The following is a 17,950-nucleotide window of genomic DNA, read 5'->3' as shown; positions in this document are numbered from 1 at the left end:
CTGCGGGTCCATGCGCCCGCTCCCCTGCCATGGTACTCAGGCAGACCGACCTGTGTGAGATATCTCACTCTTGTTTGGCCTGCTCCTCGGCCCTCTTCTTTTCCACCTTGGTGGCCAGCTGCAGCAGACGGCGGATGCGCCCGGCGATGGCATCCTTGGTGACCGGCGGATCAGCCAGGCGGCCCAGCTCTTCGAGGGAGGCCTCACGGTGATCCAGACGAAGCTGGCCGGCTGCACGCAGATTCTCGGGGATGTCGTCGCCCAGAATTTCAAAGGCCTTGGTGACCTTGGCGCTGGCCTCGACAGCTGCCTTGGCGGAGCGGCGCATGTTGGCGTCGTCGAAGTTGGCCAGGCGGTTGGCCTTGCCACGGGATTCACCGTCGCTGCGCTTGCCGGTCCACTCCCTGGAGGACTTGGGGGCGCCCATGAGGTTGAGCATGCGTTCGATGACGTCCGGGTCGCGCAGGGTGACGCGCTCGGAGCTGCGCACCTGGCGGGCCTTGGCGTTGATGCCCAGACGGCGGGCTGCGCCCACCAGGGCCAGGGCGGCCTCGGATCCGGGGCAGACGATTTCCAAGTAGGATGCCTTGCCCGGGTCGGACAGCTCGCCATGGGCCAGGAAGGCCCCTCTCCAGGCGGCCTTGACCTGGGCGATGTTGCCGGAGACTATGTCGGCGGGAAGACCACGAACCGGATGCTTGCGGCGGTCCAGCAGACCGGTCTGCAGGGCCAGGGCACCGCCCGCCCGCAGCACGCGGACCGAGTAGCGGGTCAGGTTCCCGGTGGGGGCCTGCCTGTTGACCTGGATCAGATCGGAATCATGGCCATAGACGTCCCTGATGGTGTTCTGCAACCACTGCGCTGCCGGCAGGGAGTCGAATTGCGCTTCCACCACAATGTGGCGCTGAATGATGTGCAGACCGCCACCGAAGCGGATCATGGCCGCCGATTGTGCTTTCTTGGCAGAGGGGGGTTCGTTGTCAATCGCGGCCAGCTCGCTTTTGACATCATCAAGTAGGGCCAAGAGCCGTCCTCCTACGAAAAAATACTGAAAAATGAATACTTCCAGGCCGCGCGACACACCAGCCGTGCAAACCACCGGATTACTGTGATACCGAATATCTTGGACAAATTGCGCCTTTGGCTATCCGCGGGAACGGTGCGGCAGCTCGCGGGCCGAGACGGTCACCTCCATTCCCCGGGACCGCAAACGGGCGGCCAGAGCGTCGGCCATGGCCACCGAGCGGTGCTGTCCGCCAGTGCAGCCAAAGGCGATGGTCACATAGTGCTTGTCCTCACGCGCATAGCCGCTGAGCGCGGTCAGAATGGCGGTGGTGTATGCATCCAGGAACTCCTTGGCTCCCTTGCTGGCCATCACATAGTCACGGACGGGGCCATCATGGCCATTCAGGTCGCGCAGCTCGGGGACCCAGTAGGGGTTGGGCAGGAAGCGGACGTCGGCGACGAAGTCGGCATCGATGGGCAGGCCGTATTTGAATCCGAAGCTCATGATGTGCACGCCCACGGTGGTCGGACCGGAGCCCAGGATCATTTCATAGAGTCGGGTTGAGAGCTGGTGGATGCTCAGGTTGGAGGTGTCGATAACTATATCGGCGCGCTCCTTGAGTCCACCCAGCAGGCGGCGCTCTTCGTGGATGCCGTCGATCAGGCGGCCCGAGCCCTGCAGGGGGTGGGGACGGCGGACGGACTCATATCGTTTGACCAGCACCTGATCGGAGGCATCCAGAAAGAGGATGCGGCAACGTACGCCCAGGTCGTCCAGATGGCTGAGCACAGCTGACAGGTCGTCGAAGTAGGAGCGGGAGCGAACATCGATGACGGCAGCCAGGCGGTGCAGGGAACTCCCGGCCGAGGTCATCATGTCGACCAGTGGCACCAGCAGGCGCGGGGGCATGTTGTCGACCACATACCAGCCCATGTCCTCCATGGAATCGGCAGCGCGGGAGCGGCCTGCGCCGGACATGCCCGTGATCAGCAATACTTCGAAGCCTGCGAAGGGCGGTTTTTCCGTCGTCATCGTCATGCCTCCCTCAAAGCTTGGTCCATAGCAGCCACCGGAACAGCGGCCAGGGGTCGGTCGGTCATCAGTGCCACCTGACGCACGGCCTGATAGAGCAACATGCGTTCACCGCTTATCACCCGACCGCCCGGCTGGCGGCGGAAGGCCCTCATGAGCGGGGTGGGCCGGGGGTCATAGACCACGTCGAGCAGGACCGGACCCAGTCGTCCATCTTCGTCGGCCTCGGCCCTCTTGGCTGTGCTGACCAGACGGGCAAGGGGATCGGCCGCACCCGAAGGCAAGGTGGAGACGACAATATCAGCCCTGGTCAAAGCTCTTTGGGCTGCCTCAGCCTGATCCATAGCGGTGACCGTTGGTTCGGGCAGACCCAATCGGGAAGCAAGGTCCAACATGTGGTCGCAGTGTTCCGGGTTGCGAGCCAGCAGATCCACACGCTCGACCCTCAGCACCTTCAAGGCGCATAAGGCGGACTCGGCTGTATTCCCATTGCCGATGACCAGGGCCTGCGCCCCTGGGTACGGTTGATCGGGAAGCCGATCCTGCCGGCCCTGGCCGGCAGCCTCCAGCAGGGCGGCCAGATCGTCAGGGTCCTCATCGGCCCGGCAGCGGTCGGCTGCTTCCAAGAGGGCAGCTACAATCCCCTCTACATCTGTGTTGTACAAAGAGATGCCTTTGGCGGGGCCGCCCTGTGCAAAGACTGCTGTGTTGGCAACTCCTAGGGTTTTGGACCAGCAGTCGCGAAAATCTCCCAGGGGACCAACAGCACTCTTCAAGGGCATGGTCAGGCTTAGTCCTGCCCAGGACGGGTCGAGGCCGTGGATAAAGTCCGCAAGACCGTCAGCGTCCATGCACACCCGGTCGTAGCGCCAGCCGTCCAGGCCCAGTGCTGCATAGGCTGATCCATGCAGGAGGGGCGAAAGAGAATGGCTGATTGGGTCGCCCAGGACGGCACAACGACGATCAGGTCCATTCATATCCGCAATCACGCACCAATCAAGATCAGGGCACGGCCCTCTGCCAGCCTCCTGAGCCATTTTATCGCTGGCTGTCCCCGGTTTGGTCCTGGTCACTGTGCAAGGCCTGGTAGATGGCCTCGGCCTTGGCGGAGCCGATGCCCTTGACGGCTTCAAGCTCCTCCTGGGAGGCCTGGCGCATGCGCTTGACCGACCCGAAGTGATTGAGCAGCTTCTTCTGGTAGGTAGGGCCGATGCCCGGAATCTCGTCCAGGGCCGAACGGAGGGCACCCTTGCGCCGGGTCTGCCGGTGGTAGGTGATGGCGAAGCGGTGGGACTCGTCGCGTACCCGCTGTAGCAGGTACATGCCCTCGGACTGGCGCTTGAGGATGATGGGATAGTCGTCGTCAGGCACCCAGACCTCCTCCAGGCGCTTGGCCAGGCCGCACAGTGCCACATCGTCCACGCCGCAGTCGTGCAGGGCCCGGGCGGCCGCGGTCACCTGGGGCTTGCCGCCATCGACCACGATCAGGTTGGGCTTGTAAGCGAAGTGGCGGGCGGCGGTGTTCTGCTGGACGATGGCTCCCTCTTCCTGCTCCACCAGCTCGGGTGCCTTGTCGCTGGCCTTTCGCTCGGCCTCCATGCTGTCGCCGCTATCGCCGGCGATGTTGCCGTGACGGAAGCGCCGGGTCAGGGTCTCGTAGATGGCACTCGTGTCGTCTATAGCCCCCTTGCCGTCCTCGCCGCGGATGGCGAATCGACGGTACTCGGACTTCTTGGGGACGGCATCCTCGAAGACCACCATGGAGGCCACCTGGAACTGGCCGCCCACGGTGTTGGAGATGTCGTAGCACTCGATGCGCAGCGGGGCGCGGTCCAGCCCGAGGGCCTTGGCCACGTCGTTCATGGCCTGGGTGCGGGTGCCCATGTCGCTCATGCGGCTGAGCTTGCTGCGCTGCAGGGCCTGACGGGCGTTGGCGTTGGCCCGGTCCATCAGGGACTTCTTCTCCCCCCGGCTGGCCACCCGAATGGTCACTGCGGATCCGCGCAGCTCCCGCAGCCACTCCTGCAGGTCACCGGTCCGATCCGGCTGGATGGGGACAATGACCTCGGGAGGCACGGGCGAGATGGGGGCCAGCAGGTCGGCACGACCGGTCTGATCCTGATGCTGGTGTCGGCTCCTGGTGGCCCTGGCCCGGGCTTCTGCATCCAGGGCCGTGACCTTCTGGGTGGAGCCCATGGCATCCCTGTCCTGGCTGATGGAGACAGGGGTATCCGACTCTCCGGGCAGCTTATGCAGCTCGCTGTCGTTCTCATTCATCAGGTCCGAGTAGACCTGCACCAGCAGGTCGCTGATCAGTTCGCTGTCGGAGACGTCCTCGACCCGCTCCACGCTCCAGTTGCGTTCTCCGCGGATGGCTCCTGAGCGCACGAAGAAGGCGTGGACCGAGGCTTCCAGTTCGTCGGAGGCCACACCGAAGACGTCCACATCCACGTTGGAGGCGAAGGCGACGGCATTCTGCTCGATGACCGTGTCCAGCATGGCGATCTGGTCGCGCAGGCGGGCGGCCTTCTCGAAGTCCAGCTCCTTGCTGGCCTTCTGCATGCTCCTGGTCAGCCCGGCACGGTAGCTCTTGCCCAGCCTGCCGGTGATGACCCCGGTCAGCTCCGTGCACAGACGCCGGTGGTCGCTGGCGCTGATCCGGCCCACGCAGGGGGCCGAGCACTTGCCGATGGAGGCCAGCAGGCAGGGGCGGCCGCTGAGCTTGGCCTTGCGGAAGACACCGGGGGTGCAGGTGCGCACCGGGTAGGTTTTGAGCAGGGCATCCAGGGTGTGCTTCATGTCCCAGACCTTGGCATAGGGGCCGAAGTAACGGGTGTCGTGCCGCTTGCGCACGCGGGTCATCCAGACCCGGGGAAACTCCTCCCCCACGGAGACGGCCAGGTAGGGGTAGGTCTTGTCATCCCGCAGCTTGACGTTGAAGCGGGGGTCGAACTCCTTGATCCAGGTGTATTCCAGGGTTAGGGACTCCAGGTCGGTGCCCACCACGGTCCACTCCAGGCTCCGGGCCGTCAGCACCATGGTCTGGGTGCGAGGATGCAGGTTTTCCAGGGGCTGGAAGTAGTTGGTCAGACGGTTGCGCAGGTTCTTTGCCTTGCCCACGTAGATGACCCGACCATCGCCGTCCCGCCACTTGTATACCCCCGGCTGGGCGGGGATGTCCGAGGTCTTGGGGCGGAAGAGGTCGCGGCTGTCCCCCAGCAGGGGTGCGCCGTTCTTGTTGACGCCGGTCGTGGTGCCGGTGGCTGACTCCTCTTCCATGGCTTGGGCGGTGCGTCGCCATACCTGCGGCGTGTGCCGCTCGAAGCAGCTGCGGGTCATGATCGAGTGGCCTTGGCTACCTTGGCGGGATCCAGCATGGGCTTCAGATACTTGCCGGTCCAGCTGTCCGGATTGGCGGCCACCTGCTCGGGAGTGCCCTGGGCCACCACGGTGCCGCCGCCGTCGCCGCCCTCGGGTCCCAGATCGATGATCCAGTCGGCGGTCTTGATCACATCCAGGTTGTGCTCTATGACGATGACCGTGTTGCCCTTGTCGACCAGGCCGTGCAGGACCTTGAGCAGCTTGCGGACATCCTCGAAGTGCAGACCCGTGGTGGGCTCGTCCAGGATATATACGGTCTTGCCATCGGAGCGCCGCTGCAGCTCGGTGGCCAGCTTGACCCGCTGGGACTCGCCTCCTGACAGGGTGGGAGCCGGCTGTCCCAGGCGGATATAGCCCAGACCCACGTCCACCAGGGTGTCCAGGTAGCGGGCGATGGAGGGATAGGCCTTGAAGAAGTGCGCGGCCTCCTCGATGGGCATGTCCAGCACGTCCGAGACGGTCTTGCCGTTGTAGGTGACCTCCAGGGTCTCCCTGTTGTAGCGCTTGCCATGGCAGGTCTCGCACTGGACGTAGACATCGGGCAGGAAGTTCATCTCGATCTTGATGGTTCCGTCACCGTGGCAGGTCTCGCAACGGCCACCCTTGACGTTGAAGGAGAATCGGCCTGGACCGTAGCCACGCACCTGGGCCTCGGGGGTCTTGGCGAAGAGCTGGCGGATCTTGTCCCAGACACCGGTATAGGTGGCTGGGTTGGAGCGCGGGGTGCGGCCGATGGGGTTCTGATCCACGTGGATGACCTTGCGCACCTGGTCCACGCCCTCCACTCGGGTGTGCTTGCCGGGCACGATGCGGGCGTTGTTGAGTTGGTCGGCCAGAACCGGATAGAGGATGGAGTTGACCAGGGTGGACTTGCCTGAGCCTGAGACACCGGTGACCAGGGTCATGACCCCCAGCGGGAAGGAGACCTTGAGGTTCTTCAGGTTGTTCTCACGAGCCCCCACCACGGTCAGCTGTCTGGTCTTGCTGGTCTTGCGGCGGCGCTTGGGCACCTCGATGGAACGGCGACCGGCGATGTAGTCGGCGGTGATGGAGCGGGAGGCCTTGACCAGGTCCTGCGAGCGCCCGGAGAAGATGACCTCCCCGCCATGCTCGCCGGCCCCCGGGCCGATGTCGACCAGCCAGTCGGCCTGGCGGATGGTGTCCTCGTCGTGCTCGACCACAATCAGGGTATTGCCCAGGTCGCGCAGCCGTTGCAGGGTCTTGATCAGCCGGTCGTTGTCCCGCTGGTGCAGGCCGATGGAGGGCTCGTCCAGCACGTACATGACGCCCACCAGGCCCGAGCCGATTTGGGTGGCCAGGCGGATGCGCTGGGCCTCGCCTCCGGAGAGGGTTGCCGCAGCCCTGGACAGGGTCAGGTAGTTCAGGCCCACATCGTTGAGGAAGCGCAGACGGGCGCGGATCTCCTTGAGGACCTCGCCGGCGATCTTGGCCTGGGCGCCCTCCATGTGCAAGCCCTCAACCCATTTCAGACTGGCGGACACGGCCATGTCGCAGACCTGGGCGATGGACAGGCCGTCCACGGTCACGGCCAGGACCTCGGGCTTCAGACGCTTGCCCTGGCAGACCTGGCAGGGCACCTCGCGCATGTAGGACTCGTAGTACTGCTTCATGGGCTGCGAGTCGGTCTCGTCGTGGCGGCGCATCAGGGTGCGGACCACGCCTTCGAACCCGGTGGTGTACTCGCGCAGGCGGCCCCAGCGGTTCCGGTAGGAGACGTCCACCTTGAAGTCGTGCCCGTACATGACGGCGTGGCGGACTTCCTCGGGCAGGTCCTTCCAGGGGGTCGAGGTGGAGAAGCCCATTTCCTTGGCCAGGCCGTCCAGCAGGTGGCCGTAGAAGCGCTGCTGGCTCTTGGTGCCGCTCCAGGGCTCCACGGCCCCGTCCTTGAGGCTCTTCTCCGGGTCGGGCACCACCAGCTCGGGGTCGATCTCCAGGTTGAATCCCAGGCCTGTGCAGGCCGGGCAGGCTCCGTAGGGGGCGTTGAAGGAGAAGGTCCTGGGCTCGATCTCGTCCAGTTCCAACTCGTGGCCGTTGGGGCAGGACCGCTTCTCGGAGAAGGGCTGGCGACGCTCGGGATCCTTGGCATCCAGATCCACGAAGTCGGCCACCACGGTCCCCTTGGCCAGTCGCAGGGCGGTTTCCACGGAGTCGGTCAGCCGCTGGCGCATGCCCTCGCGGATGACCAGCCGGTCCACGACCACCTCGATGGTGTGCTTCTTCTGCTTGGTCAGCTTGATGGAGTCGGACAGCTGGTGCATGTCCCCGTCGATGATGGCCCGGGAGTAGCCGTCGGAGCGTAGGAGCTCCAGGGTCTCCACGAATTCGCCCTTGCGGCCCTTGACGATGGGGGCCAGCAGCTGGAAGCGGGTCCCCTCCGGCCTGGACATGAGGGTGTCGACGATCTGCTGCGGCGACTGGGCGCGCACCTCGGCCCCGCAGACCGGGCAGTGGGGAATGCCTGTCCTGGCGAAGAGCAGACGCAGGTAGTCGTAGACCTCGGTGATGGTGCCCACGGTGGACCGGGGGTTGCGGTTGGTGGTCTTCTGGTCGATGGAGACGGCAGGACTCAGGCCCTCGATGAAGTCCACGTCGGGCTTGTCCATCTGGCCCAGGAACTGGCGGGCATAGGCTGAGAGGGACTCCACATAGCGGCGCTGACCCTCGGCGAAGAGGGTGTCAAAGGCCAGGGAGGACTTGCCGGAGCCTGACAGACCGGTGAAGACCACCATCCGGTTGCGGGGTATGGACAGGTTGACGTTCTTGAGGTTGTGGGCCCGGGCGCCCTGGATGACGATTTTGCGGTCGTTGGGCACCATGGACAGGTCCGCCACCAGGGACCCCTTGGATTCGATCATGCGCGGGTTCTCGATGGCCGCGTCCACTGTCGACTTAGGCTTGTTCTGCTGCTTCACGTGCTTCCCATCCGCTTCCCTGAAGACCCATGGCCAAGGCTGAGGCCAAAGCCTGACCATAATATCGCCGGGGCCGAATAATTCGAACAGGTGTTCGACGATGGCTTAGATGGCCGGGTCCGGCGGATCCAGGGGCGGGCGGCAGCAGCCGTTGAGGAAGCAGTCGTGCTGATGGTCGTTGATCATGCCGGCCGCCTGGAGGAAGGAGTGGACCGTCACGGGCCCCAGGAAGCGCAGACCCAGGTCACGCATGTCCTTGCAGACGATGGCCGACAGATGGTCGTAGCGTGGTATGGATGGATCGTCCGGGTAGTCGTGGTTGATGGTCAGCCCGCCGGTGAAGGACCAGCAGTAGCGGTCGAACTCCTCCCCGGGAAATTGGCGGGCGATCAGGGTGGCGTTGGCCACCGTGGCCTCGATTTTCCGTCGATTGCGGATGATGGCCGGGTCGGCCATGAGAGAGTCGATGCGGCCGGCATCGAAGGCGGCGACCGATTGAATATCGAAGTTGTCGAAATCCTTGAGGAGGGCCTGGCGGCGATGCAGGACCAGTTGCCAGCTGAGTCCGCACTGGAATATTTCCAGGGAGAGCATGGCGAAGAGCCTTTGGGAGCCGTGCAGGGGGCGGCCCCACTCGCGGTCGTGATAGCTGCGCATAAGCGGATCAGCCACCTGAGCCCAGTCGCATCGATGTGAAGGTTCGGCCATGCTGCACTCCCCTTTCCAGCGTTCGGCTTCAGGCTAGCACCGGCGGCCGCCCGGGCCGGGTGGTCAATACCACCGAGCAAGGCTGGCCGATTTAGAGTTGAGACAGAGGCCGGCCGGCCCGTGCCCGGGGACATCCCCACGGCGGGCAGCAGGGTTGCGGCCGGCAAGGAGAGGAAGCATGTGCCATGACTGACAAGGACAATCCGCGCAGACTCTGGACCGACGATGAGGACCCGGTCGAGAGGGCCAAGCGCACTTCCCCTGCCATGCAGGGCAGCCAATCGGCTTCGGGATCGACTTCAGCAACCGGGAGTTCAAGGAATGGAAGTTCGGCATCGTCTGATGCGTCGGCTTCGAATTCATCGACTCCGAATCCGTCTACTTCAAATTCATCCAGCTCGGGTTCATCGCCTTCGGTAGCCGCAGCCAAGTGGTCCGGGGATTCGTCGAAGAAGGCATCGACTGGAAAAGCCAGTGCCGATGAGACCACCAACAAAGGCAAGAGCAGTTCTGATCGCAGCGGCAATGAGGCAGCGCAGGGATCAAACCAAGCACAGAACCAGCAGCAAAAGCAGGGTCAGACCGAAAAGGAGCAGGAATCCTCCAAGGGCCGAGGCTGGAAGCTCTTCGAGGACATCCTGCTCTGGGTAGCCTGGGTGGCCATGGTGGGTTTCAACGGCTATGCGGAGGTCTACCACTTCAACGGCACGACAGTTGGAGGCCTGGCTCGCAAGGTGGACCTTTGGATCATGCCCGCCGGCTACGTCTTCGCCATCTGGGGGGTCGTCTACATCGCCCTGGCCATCTGGCTCTTCCGCTTCTGCCTGGCTGGTCCCAGCCGCAAACGTCTGGGTTTCCTGCCCTTCACACTGAGCGGGCTGCTCTTCGTGGCCACCTGCTGCCTGAACATCGCCTGGCTGGCCCTGTGGCACATGGAGCGCAACTTCTGGGCCCTGGTCATCATCCTCATCCTGACTGTGCTGGCCTGGATGCTCTATGCCCTGGTGCGCCGGGATGCCACCAAGGCCGGGACCCCCACCGCCGCCAAGGCCTTGGACTGGATTCCGCTGTCCATCTACGCCAGCTGGCTGAGCGTAGCCACCCTGGTCAATGCCGGATACATGGTGGTGGCCGGGCACAGGGTCGGCAGTGCCGTCCAGGGATTCGCCACCATCATCGTGGTCGGCGCCCTCCTGGCCGTCGCCTACCTGATGAACAGGCATGGCAAGGACTGGGTCTTCGGCCTGGTGGTCATCTGGGCCTGCCTGGGCATCGGCATCAGGATCTTCTCCTTCGCGGCCGCCATGGGCGTGCTGGTCATCGCTCTGACCGCCGTGGGCGCCTTCCTGGTCTACTTCCCCTGGAGCAGGTTCAGGCTGGTCCGTCGCTGACCCACCCGTGGTTCATCCATTGCCCCGTCAGCCGAGACGCACTGGCAGGGATTGCTTCTTGCTACCATGATTCCTTGCAAGTTTTGAATCCATGAGGAAAGCGGGGTCGGAGGCGGCATGGCTATTGAGGCGCAGGGACTTGAGATCCGGATAGGTGCCCGACTACTCCTGCAAGCCACCGACTTCCACGTGACCAAGGGCGACCGGATCGGCCTGGTGGGCCGCAACGGCGCGGGCAAGACCACACTGACCCGGGTCATTACCGGTGACATGCTCCCCTCGGCCGGCAAGGTGCGGGTGACCGGACAGCTGGGATACCTGCCCCAGTCAACCCACGCGGGAGACTCCGAGCAGAGCGCCCTGGACCGGGTCATGAGCGCCAGGGACATCGCATCCATCGTCCAGCGGATGCGCAAGGCCGAGACCGAGATGACCAGTCCTGATCCCAAGATCATGGAAAAGGCCATGAAGCGTTACGACAAGGCCCAGCAGGACTTCGAGAACGCCGGTGGTTATGCGGCCCAATCCCAGGCCATCGTCATGGGCGAGAGCCTGGGGCTGAGCCAGGAGACCCTGCAGCAGGCACTGGGCACCCTCTCCGGCGGTCAGCGCCGACGGGTCGAGCTGGCCAGAATCCTCTTCTCCGATGCCGACACCCTGATTCTGGACGAGCCCACCAACCATTTGGATGCCGACTCCATCGAGTGGCTCAAGGGCTACCTGCGCCGGTTCGAGGGCGGCTTCCTGATCATCTCCCACTCCACCGAGCTACTGGACGAGACCGTCAACCGCATCTGGCACCTGGATGCCCAGCGTTCCTGCATCGACATGTACACCATGGGATGGAAGGCCTACCTGCGCCAGCGGGTGGTGGACGAGGAGCGCCGTCGCCGCGAACGGGAGGTGGCCGAGAAGAAGGCCGACCGTCTGATGCGTCAGGGCATCCGACTGCACGCCAAGGCCACCAAGGCCGTGGCCGCCCAGAACATGATGCGCCGCGCCCAGCGCCTGCTGGCCGACACCCAGGAGGCGGAAAAGGCCGAAAAGGTGGCCGACCTGCGCTTCCCGGATCCCGCCCCCTGCGGCCGCACGCCCATCATGGCCGAGGACCTGTCCAAGGCCTACGGCTCCAACATCGTCTTCGCCGGCATCAACCTGGCCATCGATAAGGGCTCCCGGGTGGTCATCCTGGGTTACAACGGCGCCGGCAAGACCACTACCCTGCGGCTGCTGGCCGGCATCGAGCAGCCCGATACGGGCAAGGTGACCCTGGGGCATGGGGCCAAGATCGGCTACTTCGCCCAGGAGCACGACACACTGGATAACGATGTCACCGTTCTTGAGAACCTGCAGCATGTGGCCCCTGACCTGGACAACACCCAGGCGCGGACCATCCTTGGTTCCTTCCTCTTCTCAGGGGACGATGCCATGAAGCCCACCAAGGTGCTCTCCGGCGGAGAGAAGACCCGCCTGGCCCTGGCCACCCTGGTGACCAGCCGGGCCAACGTCCTGTTGCTGGACGAGCCCACCAACAACCTGGACCCCGCTTCGCGCGACGAGATACTGAAGGCCATCGCCAAGTACGAGGGGGCCATAGTGCTGGTCACCCACGACGAGGGGGCCGTCAAGGCACTCAACCCTGAGCGGGTCCTGCTCATGCCCGACGGAGATGAGGACCTCTGGAGCGACGACTACCTGGATCTGGTGGCCGAAGAGTAGCCAGCCACCGGTTGGCCCGTGCCAGCAGGTTGTATGTCGTCAGCGGGTCAGTCGTCCTCCCCCAGGACTTCCACGCCCTTGACACCTGGAGTCTGGCCGATGGATTCGACCAGCTCGGTCACATCACCCTTGCCCAGCAGGTTGACGGTGACATCGGCCCCCTTCCAGGCATCCCGGTGCAGCTCGTGGATGGTCAGCACCCGGGACTCGAAGCCCATGCGGGTGGCCAACAGCAGGGATTCGCGCAGGCAGCCGTGACCGTCCTGGTAAACAATGCGCAGAACCGTGTTCTGACGGTTGCGCAGGAACCACTTGAGGATGGGCGCGATGACCAGAACAGCCAGGAAGTAGAAGACGACCGCCAGGATGGCGATGGCGAAGAGCTGGACCCCGCAGGCCATGCCCACGGCGGCGGCCACCCAGATGGCGCTGGCCGTCGTCAGCCCCTTGACCGAATCATGGTTGAAGAAGATGACCCCGGCACCGATGAAGCCGATGCCCGAGGCCACTCCGGCCGCGATTCGCGAGGCATCCCAGGAGTAGTTGCCTACAGCGGCCTGTATGCCATAGAGGGAGACCATGGTGAACAGGCAGCTGCCCAGACCCACCAGAATGTGGGTGCGGATGCCAGCGTCGTGTTTGAGGAACTCGCGCTCGAAGCCGATCAGGCCACAGAGAACCACCGTCAAAACCACCGCCATGATCTGGCCCTGATTCGGCATTGCGAATCCCTGCATGATTTCCTTTCCTGCCCTCTTAAATAGGCAGACCTTATAACGCTTACAGGACATGGCCATCGGATAGAGTGGAGCCAGCACGTAGCCGGCCGCGCCGCCGAACGTGGACCTGTTGAATGAGGGGTGTGATGCCATGAAGCCGTCACCAGATGAACGACGCGAAGCCCGCCGGACCCTGGCCACCAGCGCCTATTCCGCCGATATGATCAGATCATTGGAGCAGCCGTTTTTGGATGACGGGGTGCCCCTGATGCGTGTCGCCGCCGGATCCCTGGCCTCCGTGGCCGACGTCATGCTGACCCAGGCCGGGCTGGAGCCTGCAGGCGCCAGAATCGTTCTGCTGGCGGGGGCCGGCAACAATGGCGGCGACGGTCTCTATGCCTCAGCTGACCTGGCCGGACATGGGGCCGATGTGACCGTGGTGGCAACCGGTCGAAGCCTCCACCAGGGCGGGTTGGACGCCCTACTGCGTGCCGGCGGAGTAGTCACGGCCCTGGACCCCCAGGCGGCCATCCCCGGCTGTGAGACCCCCTCCGGACCGGACCAGGCATCCGAGGAGCTGGACCAGGCCCTGGAACTGTGCAGACAGGCGGATCTGATTATCGATGCCATGACCGGGATCGGCCTCAAGGGGGCGCTGCGCGGCATTCCCGCCGCTCTGGCCGCAGAACTGGGCATGGAGAGCGGTCTGCCCGACAGGCCCGCCTGGCACGACCCCGCCAGTCAGGATGGGCCACTGGTTCTGGCCGTGGATACCCCCTCCGGCTTGGATGTGGACGAGGGTACCCTGCCCGGCGCCTACATCCCGGCGGATGTGACCGTAACCATGGGAGCCATGAAACCCTGTCTGATGCTGCCCCCGGCCGCCTACGTCTGCGGCAGAATCGTCCTGGTGGACTTCGGTTTTGACACCTCGGCCCTGGTTCCCAGCGTCTCCTGTATGAGCGCGGAAGAATGCGCCAGTCTCCTGCGGGCGCCACGGGTGGATGACACCAAGTACAGCCGGGGCGTGGTCGGCCTGGTCACCGGATCCGCCCTCTACCATGGCGCAGGATTGCTCTCCAGCAAGGCTGCTGCCAACGGCAACGTGGGCATGATCCGCTACTGCGGCCCCGAACAGGTGGGTGACCTGATCCTGCAGGAGCTGCCTGAGACAGTCCTGGGCCGGGGAAGGGTTGAATCCTGGGTGCTGGGCTCTGGTGTACCCAACGGGCAGGCCCAGGAGGCCGCCGGACCTGAAGGCCAGGACGGTCAGCGGGATCTGATTGCCGATATACTCAGCCGTCAGGCCGCCGACCTGGACGAGGACGAGGCGGCAGCCGACCCGCCGGTGGTAGTGGACGCCGGTGCTTTGGATCTGCTGCCGGACCGGCTGGGCCCGCGCACGGTGCTGACCCCACATGCTGGTGAAATGGCCGCTCTGCTCAATTCACATGGCGAGAACGTGGACGGCGACCAGGTCATGGCCGAACCCCTGCACTGGGCTGTCCGCGCCTGCCAGCTGACCGGGGCCACCATTCTGCTCAAGGGAGCCATCACCCTGGTTGTCGGCGAGGACGGCACCGACCGCCCCCGGGTCATGACCACCGGTTTCGGCCCAGCCTGGCTGTCCACGGCTGGCTCGGGGGACGTGCTCTCCGGAACCATCGGGGCCATGCTGGCCCAGAACGCCGGACCGATCCAGGATGATGCCACGCTGATGGTGGATCTGACGGCTGCTGCGGCCTTCCTGCACGGGCTTGCCGGTTCCCTGGCCAGCGGCGGAAGGCAGACCGGCTGGGAGCAGCCGCTGATCTTCGACCCCCGCAAGCCACAGGACTTCGCGGATCTGGTGGCCGAGGACAACCAACCGGAGGGCCAGGGGACCCTTACAGGACGCATAGGACAGCCGATCCGTGCCGGGCAGGTGGCCGACGCCCTGCCCAGGGCCATAGGACTGGTCATGTCCAGAGCCGAGGGGGCTGCCGAACAGATCGACCGATCCATCCAGGATGGGGACGATGCCTCTCTCTTCTTCGAGAACAGCTCGCTTTGGTTCTAAGCACGTCATCGGGAAAGGAATCGATTCGATGACCTCGCAACTCATCGTCATGCGACACGGAGAAAGCGTCTGGACCCAGAAGTCGGTCAACCGCTTCGCCGGTTGGGTGGACGTGCCACTGACGGAACGCGGACTGCAGCAGGCCCGTCATGCCGGACGGCTGCTCAAGGAGTCAGGCCTGCTGCCCGACCTGGTCTTCACCTCCCTGCTGACCCGCAGCATAGTCACTGCAAACACTGTGCTGGACCTGGTTGGTCGGGCCTGGATTCCGGTGGAGCGCACCTGGAGGTTGAACGAACGCCACTATGGCGCCTTCCAGGGGCAGACGCGACCGGCAATGCTTGAACGTTACGGTCAGCATCAATTCGACATCTTCCGGCGTTCCTACGATGTTCAGCCTCCGGCCATCGAAACCGAGTCACCCTACTTCCAGGGACGGGATCCGCGCTATGCCCCAGCCATGGGCGACGGGCTGGACGGTCGGAATCCGGCAGACATACACGCCGAGTGCCTCAAGGATCTGTTGAAACGTCTGCATCCCTACTGGCGTAGCCGAATAGCCCCCAACCTGGCGCAAGGACGGAATCTGCTCATCGTCACCCATGGCTCGGTGGTCCGCAGCCTGATCAAGGTTCTCGAGGACGTTGACGATAAGGACATCCAATCCATCAATGTCCCCACCGGCGTCCCCATGGTATACAGTTTTGAGACCGATGCAGACGGCAACCCCCAGGTCCTGGGTCCGGGGCGCTATCTCGATCAGGAGGCCGCGGCCCAGGGCATGGCTGAAACTGCAGCCCTGGGCCGATAGAGCCTTGGGTATAGATTGGCTTGTATGACACTGCTCCAACTGCGCTACATCGTCAAGATTGTCGAATGCGGTTCCATGAACGAGGCCTCGCATGAGCTCTATATCTCCCAGCCTGCCCTGAGCTCATCGGTCAAGGAGCTGGAGAACGAGCTGGGAATCGAGATCTTCACCCGTCATTCCCAGGGGATCGCTCTGACCGTGGACGGGGCGGAATTCCTGACCTACGCCCGTCAGATACTGGACCAGACCGACCTTCTGGAGGCCCGCTACCGGCAGGTCAGACCCCGCAAGCAGCTTTGCCGGGTCTCCACGCAGCACTACATGTTCGCAGTCGAAGCATTCGTGGAGATGATCAACTCCATCGATTCGGACGAATACGAATTCACCATACGTGAGACGCGCACCAGGGACATCATCGACCAGGTGGCCACCCTCCAGTCCGAGATCGGCATCATCTACGAATCCGACTTCAACAAACGGGTTCTGTCCAAGATGCTCCGCGAGAAGCACCTGGACTTCCACCCTCTTTTCCGGGCGGACCTGCATGTCTTCATCGCCCGGACCAATCCGCTGGCCGATCGGGCCATGGTGACCATGAAGGATCTGGAGCCCTACCCCTTCCTGCAATATGAGCAGGGCGAAGAAGGCTCCTTCTACTTTGCCGAGGAGGCAGTCTGGCCCGACTACTCCCCCAAGCAGATCACCGTGAGCGACCGGGCAACCATGCTCAACTTCATCGTCGGGCTGAACGCCTACACGGTCTGCACCGGCATCGACAACGAGGACCTGAACAACGAGAAGATCGTCAGCGTCCCCCTGGAGTCGGATGAATCCATGCTTGTGGGCTGGATCGTGAACAGTCGGACCAAGCTGTCCCATGCCGCCGAACTCTACCTGGACAAACTGCGCCAGGTGGTGTCCAACCATGGATATTCGCTGATTGAACAGGAGTCAGTCGAGTAACAGCAAAGCAAGCAGCGGGTTACTGTACTTCCAGCGCTTTTCCTTGGGCTCCGATGGAGGGCATCTTTCCTTGTTGGCCCACATCCTGTGATTTGAGTCCCATGGCCTTGAGCAGGGCCCGGTCCAGATGTTCCAGGCCTCCCTGGCTCTTCGCCGCTGCAGTCAGATCCCAGACCTTGCCGTTGATCATGATGGTGGGGGTCGAAAACTCCCCCTTGGCGTCCTTGGCATCCTTGCGGGTGATGGAGTAGGCGTTGACCTTGTCAACCCATGGCCTGTATGTACCCTGTGCGAAGCGGTCTGCCAGGGACCTTGGCACACCTACTCCTACAGCCTGGTCGGCCAGACGGGCATCGGAGACCGCCTGATAGGAGCTTTCATCGGGCTGGAAATCAGCTGCGAAGACGGCGGCGGCGAAGGCCGGCAGGTGGTCCGGGTCCTCCTGTGCCACCATGGCCAGGGCGTTGTCCACGCGGCTGGAGTACTGGTCGCTGGATACTGAATCCAGGAAGTTCAAAAAGTTGTAGGTGACGTTGATCTGACCGGCGCTGATCATGCGCTGCAGCTGGGGATCGATGACCCGGCCCACCTTGCCGCACCAGGGGCACATGGGATCCATGAAGATCTCAAGGGTAGGCGCATCGGCAACCTTCTTCCTGCCGCCGACCCCCTTGGCCGAAACGGTCAGCCCTCCCTGGTCGTCGGCCACCGATGGCTTTACAGCGACCTCCTGCAGGGCCTTGTAGGCCTTGGCGTCACCGCTGGGTCCCCGATTGGAGTGGACGGACGACGATTCGGCGGAAGAGTTATGATCTGTCCGGGCGTCTCCTGTACGGCTGGTCCATAGCATGTAGATGCCTGCAACAAGAACCAACACAAGAGCCACTGCAACCAGTATCAGCGGCAGCCTCCGGGATCGCTGGGCAGGCTTGTTCTCTTCTTCAGGCTCGCCTTCTTGAGGCCGGCCTGTCTCTACCGGTTCCTCAACAGTCGAAAGACGCCCATCAGCATGTTCTGCAGCATCCGAAGATTTCACTGCGTCAGCTGACGTGGCCGCGACGGCAGGCTTGGCGTTTTTCAATTCGTCGTCTTCAGTCTGGTCCGGTTTATCATGACCATTCTGCTCCAGCGGTTTCGTCACGATCCATGGCCTTCCTTGCGATGATGATCCGAGGTATGCCCGTCGGACCTTTACCAATCTACACGAAAGTCGTCCGACAGCATGACC

13 protein-coding genes are annotated in these 17,950 nt (G+C 63.7%); 5 read left to right on the top strand and 8 right to left on the bottom strand.

The window, feature by feature from the left end; all coding sequences use genetic code 11:
- Positions 1 to 64 precede the first annotated feature (64 nt).
- The 6 genes from whiA to H3T88_RS06225 all read right to left on the bottom strand — a co-directional run bounded on the left by whiA (position 65) and on the right by H3T88_RS06225 (position 9,060).
- Positions 65 to 1,024 (bottom strand): DNA-binding protein WhiA, encoded by a 960-nt coding sequence (whiA, locus tag H3T88_RS06250; protein ID WP_015021838.1) that lies wholly within the window; start codon positions 1,022 to 1,024, stop codon positions 65 to 67.
- 120 nt (positions 1,025 to 1,144) lie between these two features.
- Positions 1,145 to 2,038: an RNase adapter RapZ gene (gene rapZ / locus H3T88_RS06245; RefSeq protein WP_015021839.1), complete on the bottom strand. Its 894-nt coding sequence runs from the start codon at positions 2,036 to 2,038 to the stop codon at positions 1,145 to 1,147.
- A gap of 2 nt (positions 2,039 to 2,040) precedes the next feature.
- Positions 2,041 to 3,015, bottom strand: coding sequence for a shikimate dehydrogenase family protein (locus H3T88_RS06240; RefSeq protein WP_198203969.1), 975 nt, complete (start codon positions 3,013 to 3,015; stop codon positions 2,041 to 2,043).
- 61 nt (positions 3,016 to 3,076) lie between these two features.
- Positions 3,077 to 5,377, bottom strand: a complete 2,301-nt coding sequence (gene uvrC, locus H3T88_RS06235) for an excinuclease ABC subunit UvrC (RefSeq protein ID WP_198203968.1) — start codon at positions 5,375 to 5,377, stop codon at positions 3,077 to 3,079.
- Complete coding sequence (gene uvrA, locus H3T88_RS06230; protein WP_198204059.1) at positions 5,374 to 8,295, bottom strand: excinuclease ABC subunit UvrA; 2,922 nt, start codon at positions 8,293 to 8,295, stop codon at positions 5,374 to 5,376. Before uvrA ends, uvrC begins: the two co-directional genes overlap by 4 nt.
- Before the next feature lie 162 nt (positions 8,296 to 8,457).
- Entirely contained in the window at positions 8,458 to 9,060 is a 603-nt protein-coding gene (locus H3T88_RS06225; RefSeq protein WP_198203967.1) for a DNA-3-methyladenine glycosylase I, read from the bottom strand.
- A 185-nt stretch (positions 9,061 to 9,245) separates the two neighbouring features.
- On the opposite strand from H3T88_RS06225, the gene H3T88_RS06220 reads away from it, so the two are divergent.
- A complete protein-coding gene (locus tag H3T88_RS06220; protein WP_198203966.1) occupies positions 9,246 to 10,451 on the top strand; it encodes a tryptophan-rich sensory protein in 1,206 nt (401 codons plus the stop codon).
- A 117-nt stretch (positions 10,452 to 10,568) separates the two neighbouring features.
- Entirely contained in the window at positions 10,569 to 12,170 is a 1,602-nt protein-coding gene (locus H3T88_RS06215; RefSeq protein WP_198203965.1) for an ABC-F family ATP-binding cassette domain-containing protein, read from the top strand.
- Positions 12,171 to 12,217: 47 nt separating this feature from the next.
- Here the strand turns inward: H3T88_RS06215 and H3T88_RS06210 are convergent, their stop codons facing one another.
- Positions 12,218 to 12,907 (bottom strand): MgtC/SapB family protein, encoded by a 690-nt coding sequence (locus tag H3T88_RS06210; RefSeq protein WP_015021846.1) that lies wholly within the window; start codon positions 12,905 to 12,907, stop codon positions 12,218 to 12,220.
- A gap of 133 nt (positions 12,908 to 13,040) precedes the next feature.
- On the opposite strand from H3T88_RS06210, the gene H3T88_RS06205 reads away from it, so the two are divergent.
- From H3T88_RS06205 to H3T88_RS06195, 3 genes are read left to right on the top strand one after another with little or no spacing between them, the layout of a single operon-like run.
- A complete protein-coding gene (locus H3T88_RS06205) occupies positions 13,041 to 14,948 on the top strand; it encodes a bifunctional ADP-dependent NAD(P)H-hydrate dehydratase/NAD(P)H-hydrate epimerase (protein WP_198203964.1) in 1,908 nt (635 codons plus the stop codon).
- Positions 14,949 to 14,976: 28 nt separating this feature from the next.
- Complete coding sequence (locus H3T88_RS06200) at positions 14,977 to 15,759, top strand: 2,3-bisphosphoglycerate-dependent phosphoglycerate mutase (RefSeq protein WP_110417223.1); 783 nt, start codon at positions 14,977 to 14,979, stop codon at positions 15,757 to 15,759.
- Between the two features lie 24 nt (positions 15,760 to 15,783).
- Positions 15,784 to 16,722, top strand: a complete 939-nt coding sequence (locus H3T88_RS06195) for a LysR family transcriptional regulator (protein WP_110417224.1) — start codon at positions 15,784 to 15,786, stop codon at positions 16,720 to 16,722.
- Between the two features lie 19 nt (positions 16,723 to 16,741).
- Here the strand turns inward: H3T88_RS06195 and H3T88_RS08740 are convergent, their stop codons facing one another.
- Positions 16,742 to 17,863: a DsbA family protein gene (locus tag H3T88_RS08740; RefSeq protein WP_110417225.1), complete on the bottom strand. Its 1,122-nt coding sequence runs from the start codon at positions 17,861 to 17,863 to the stop codon at positions 16,742 to 16,744.
- Positions 17,864 to 17,950: the final 87 nt, after the last annotated feature.

This window comes from Bifidobacterium sp. W8110 (assembly GCF_016101375.1).
GTDB lineage: Bacteria > Actinomycetota > Actinomycetes > Actinomycetales > Bifidobacteriaceae > Bombiscardovia > Bombiscardovia asteroides.
The sequence above is the reverse complement of the archived record's forward strand: the minus strand, read 5'-3'. Positions and strand labels throughout refer to the sequence as shown.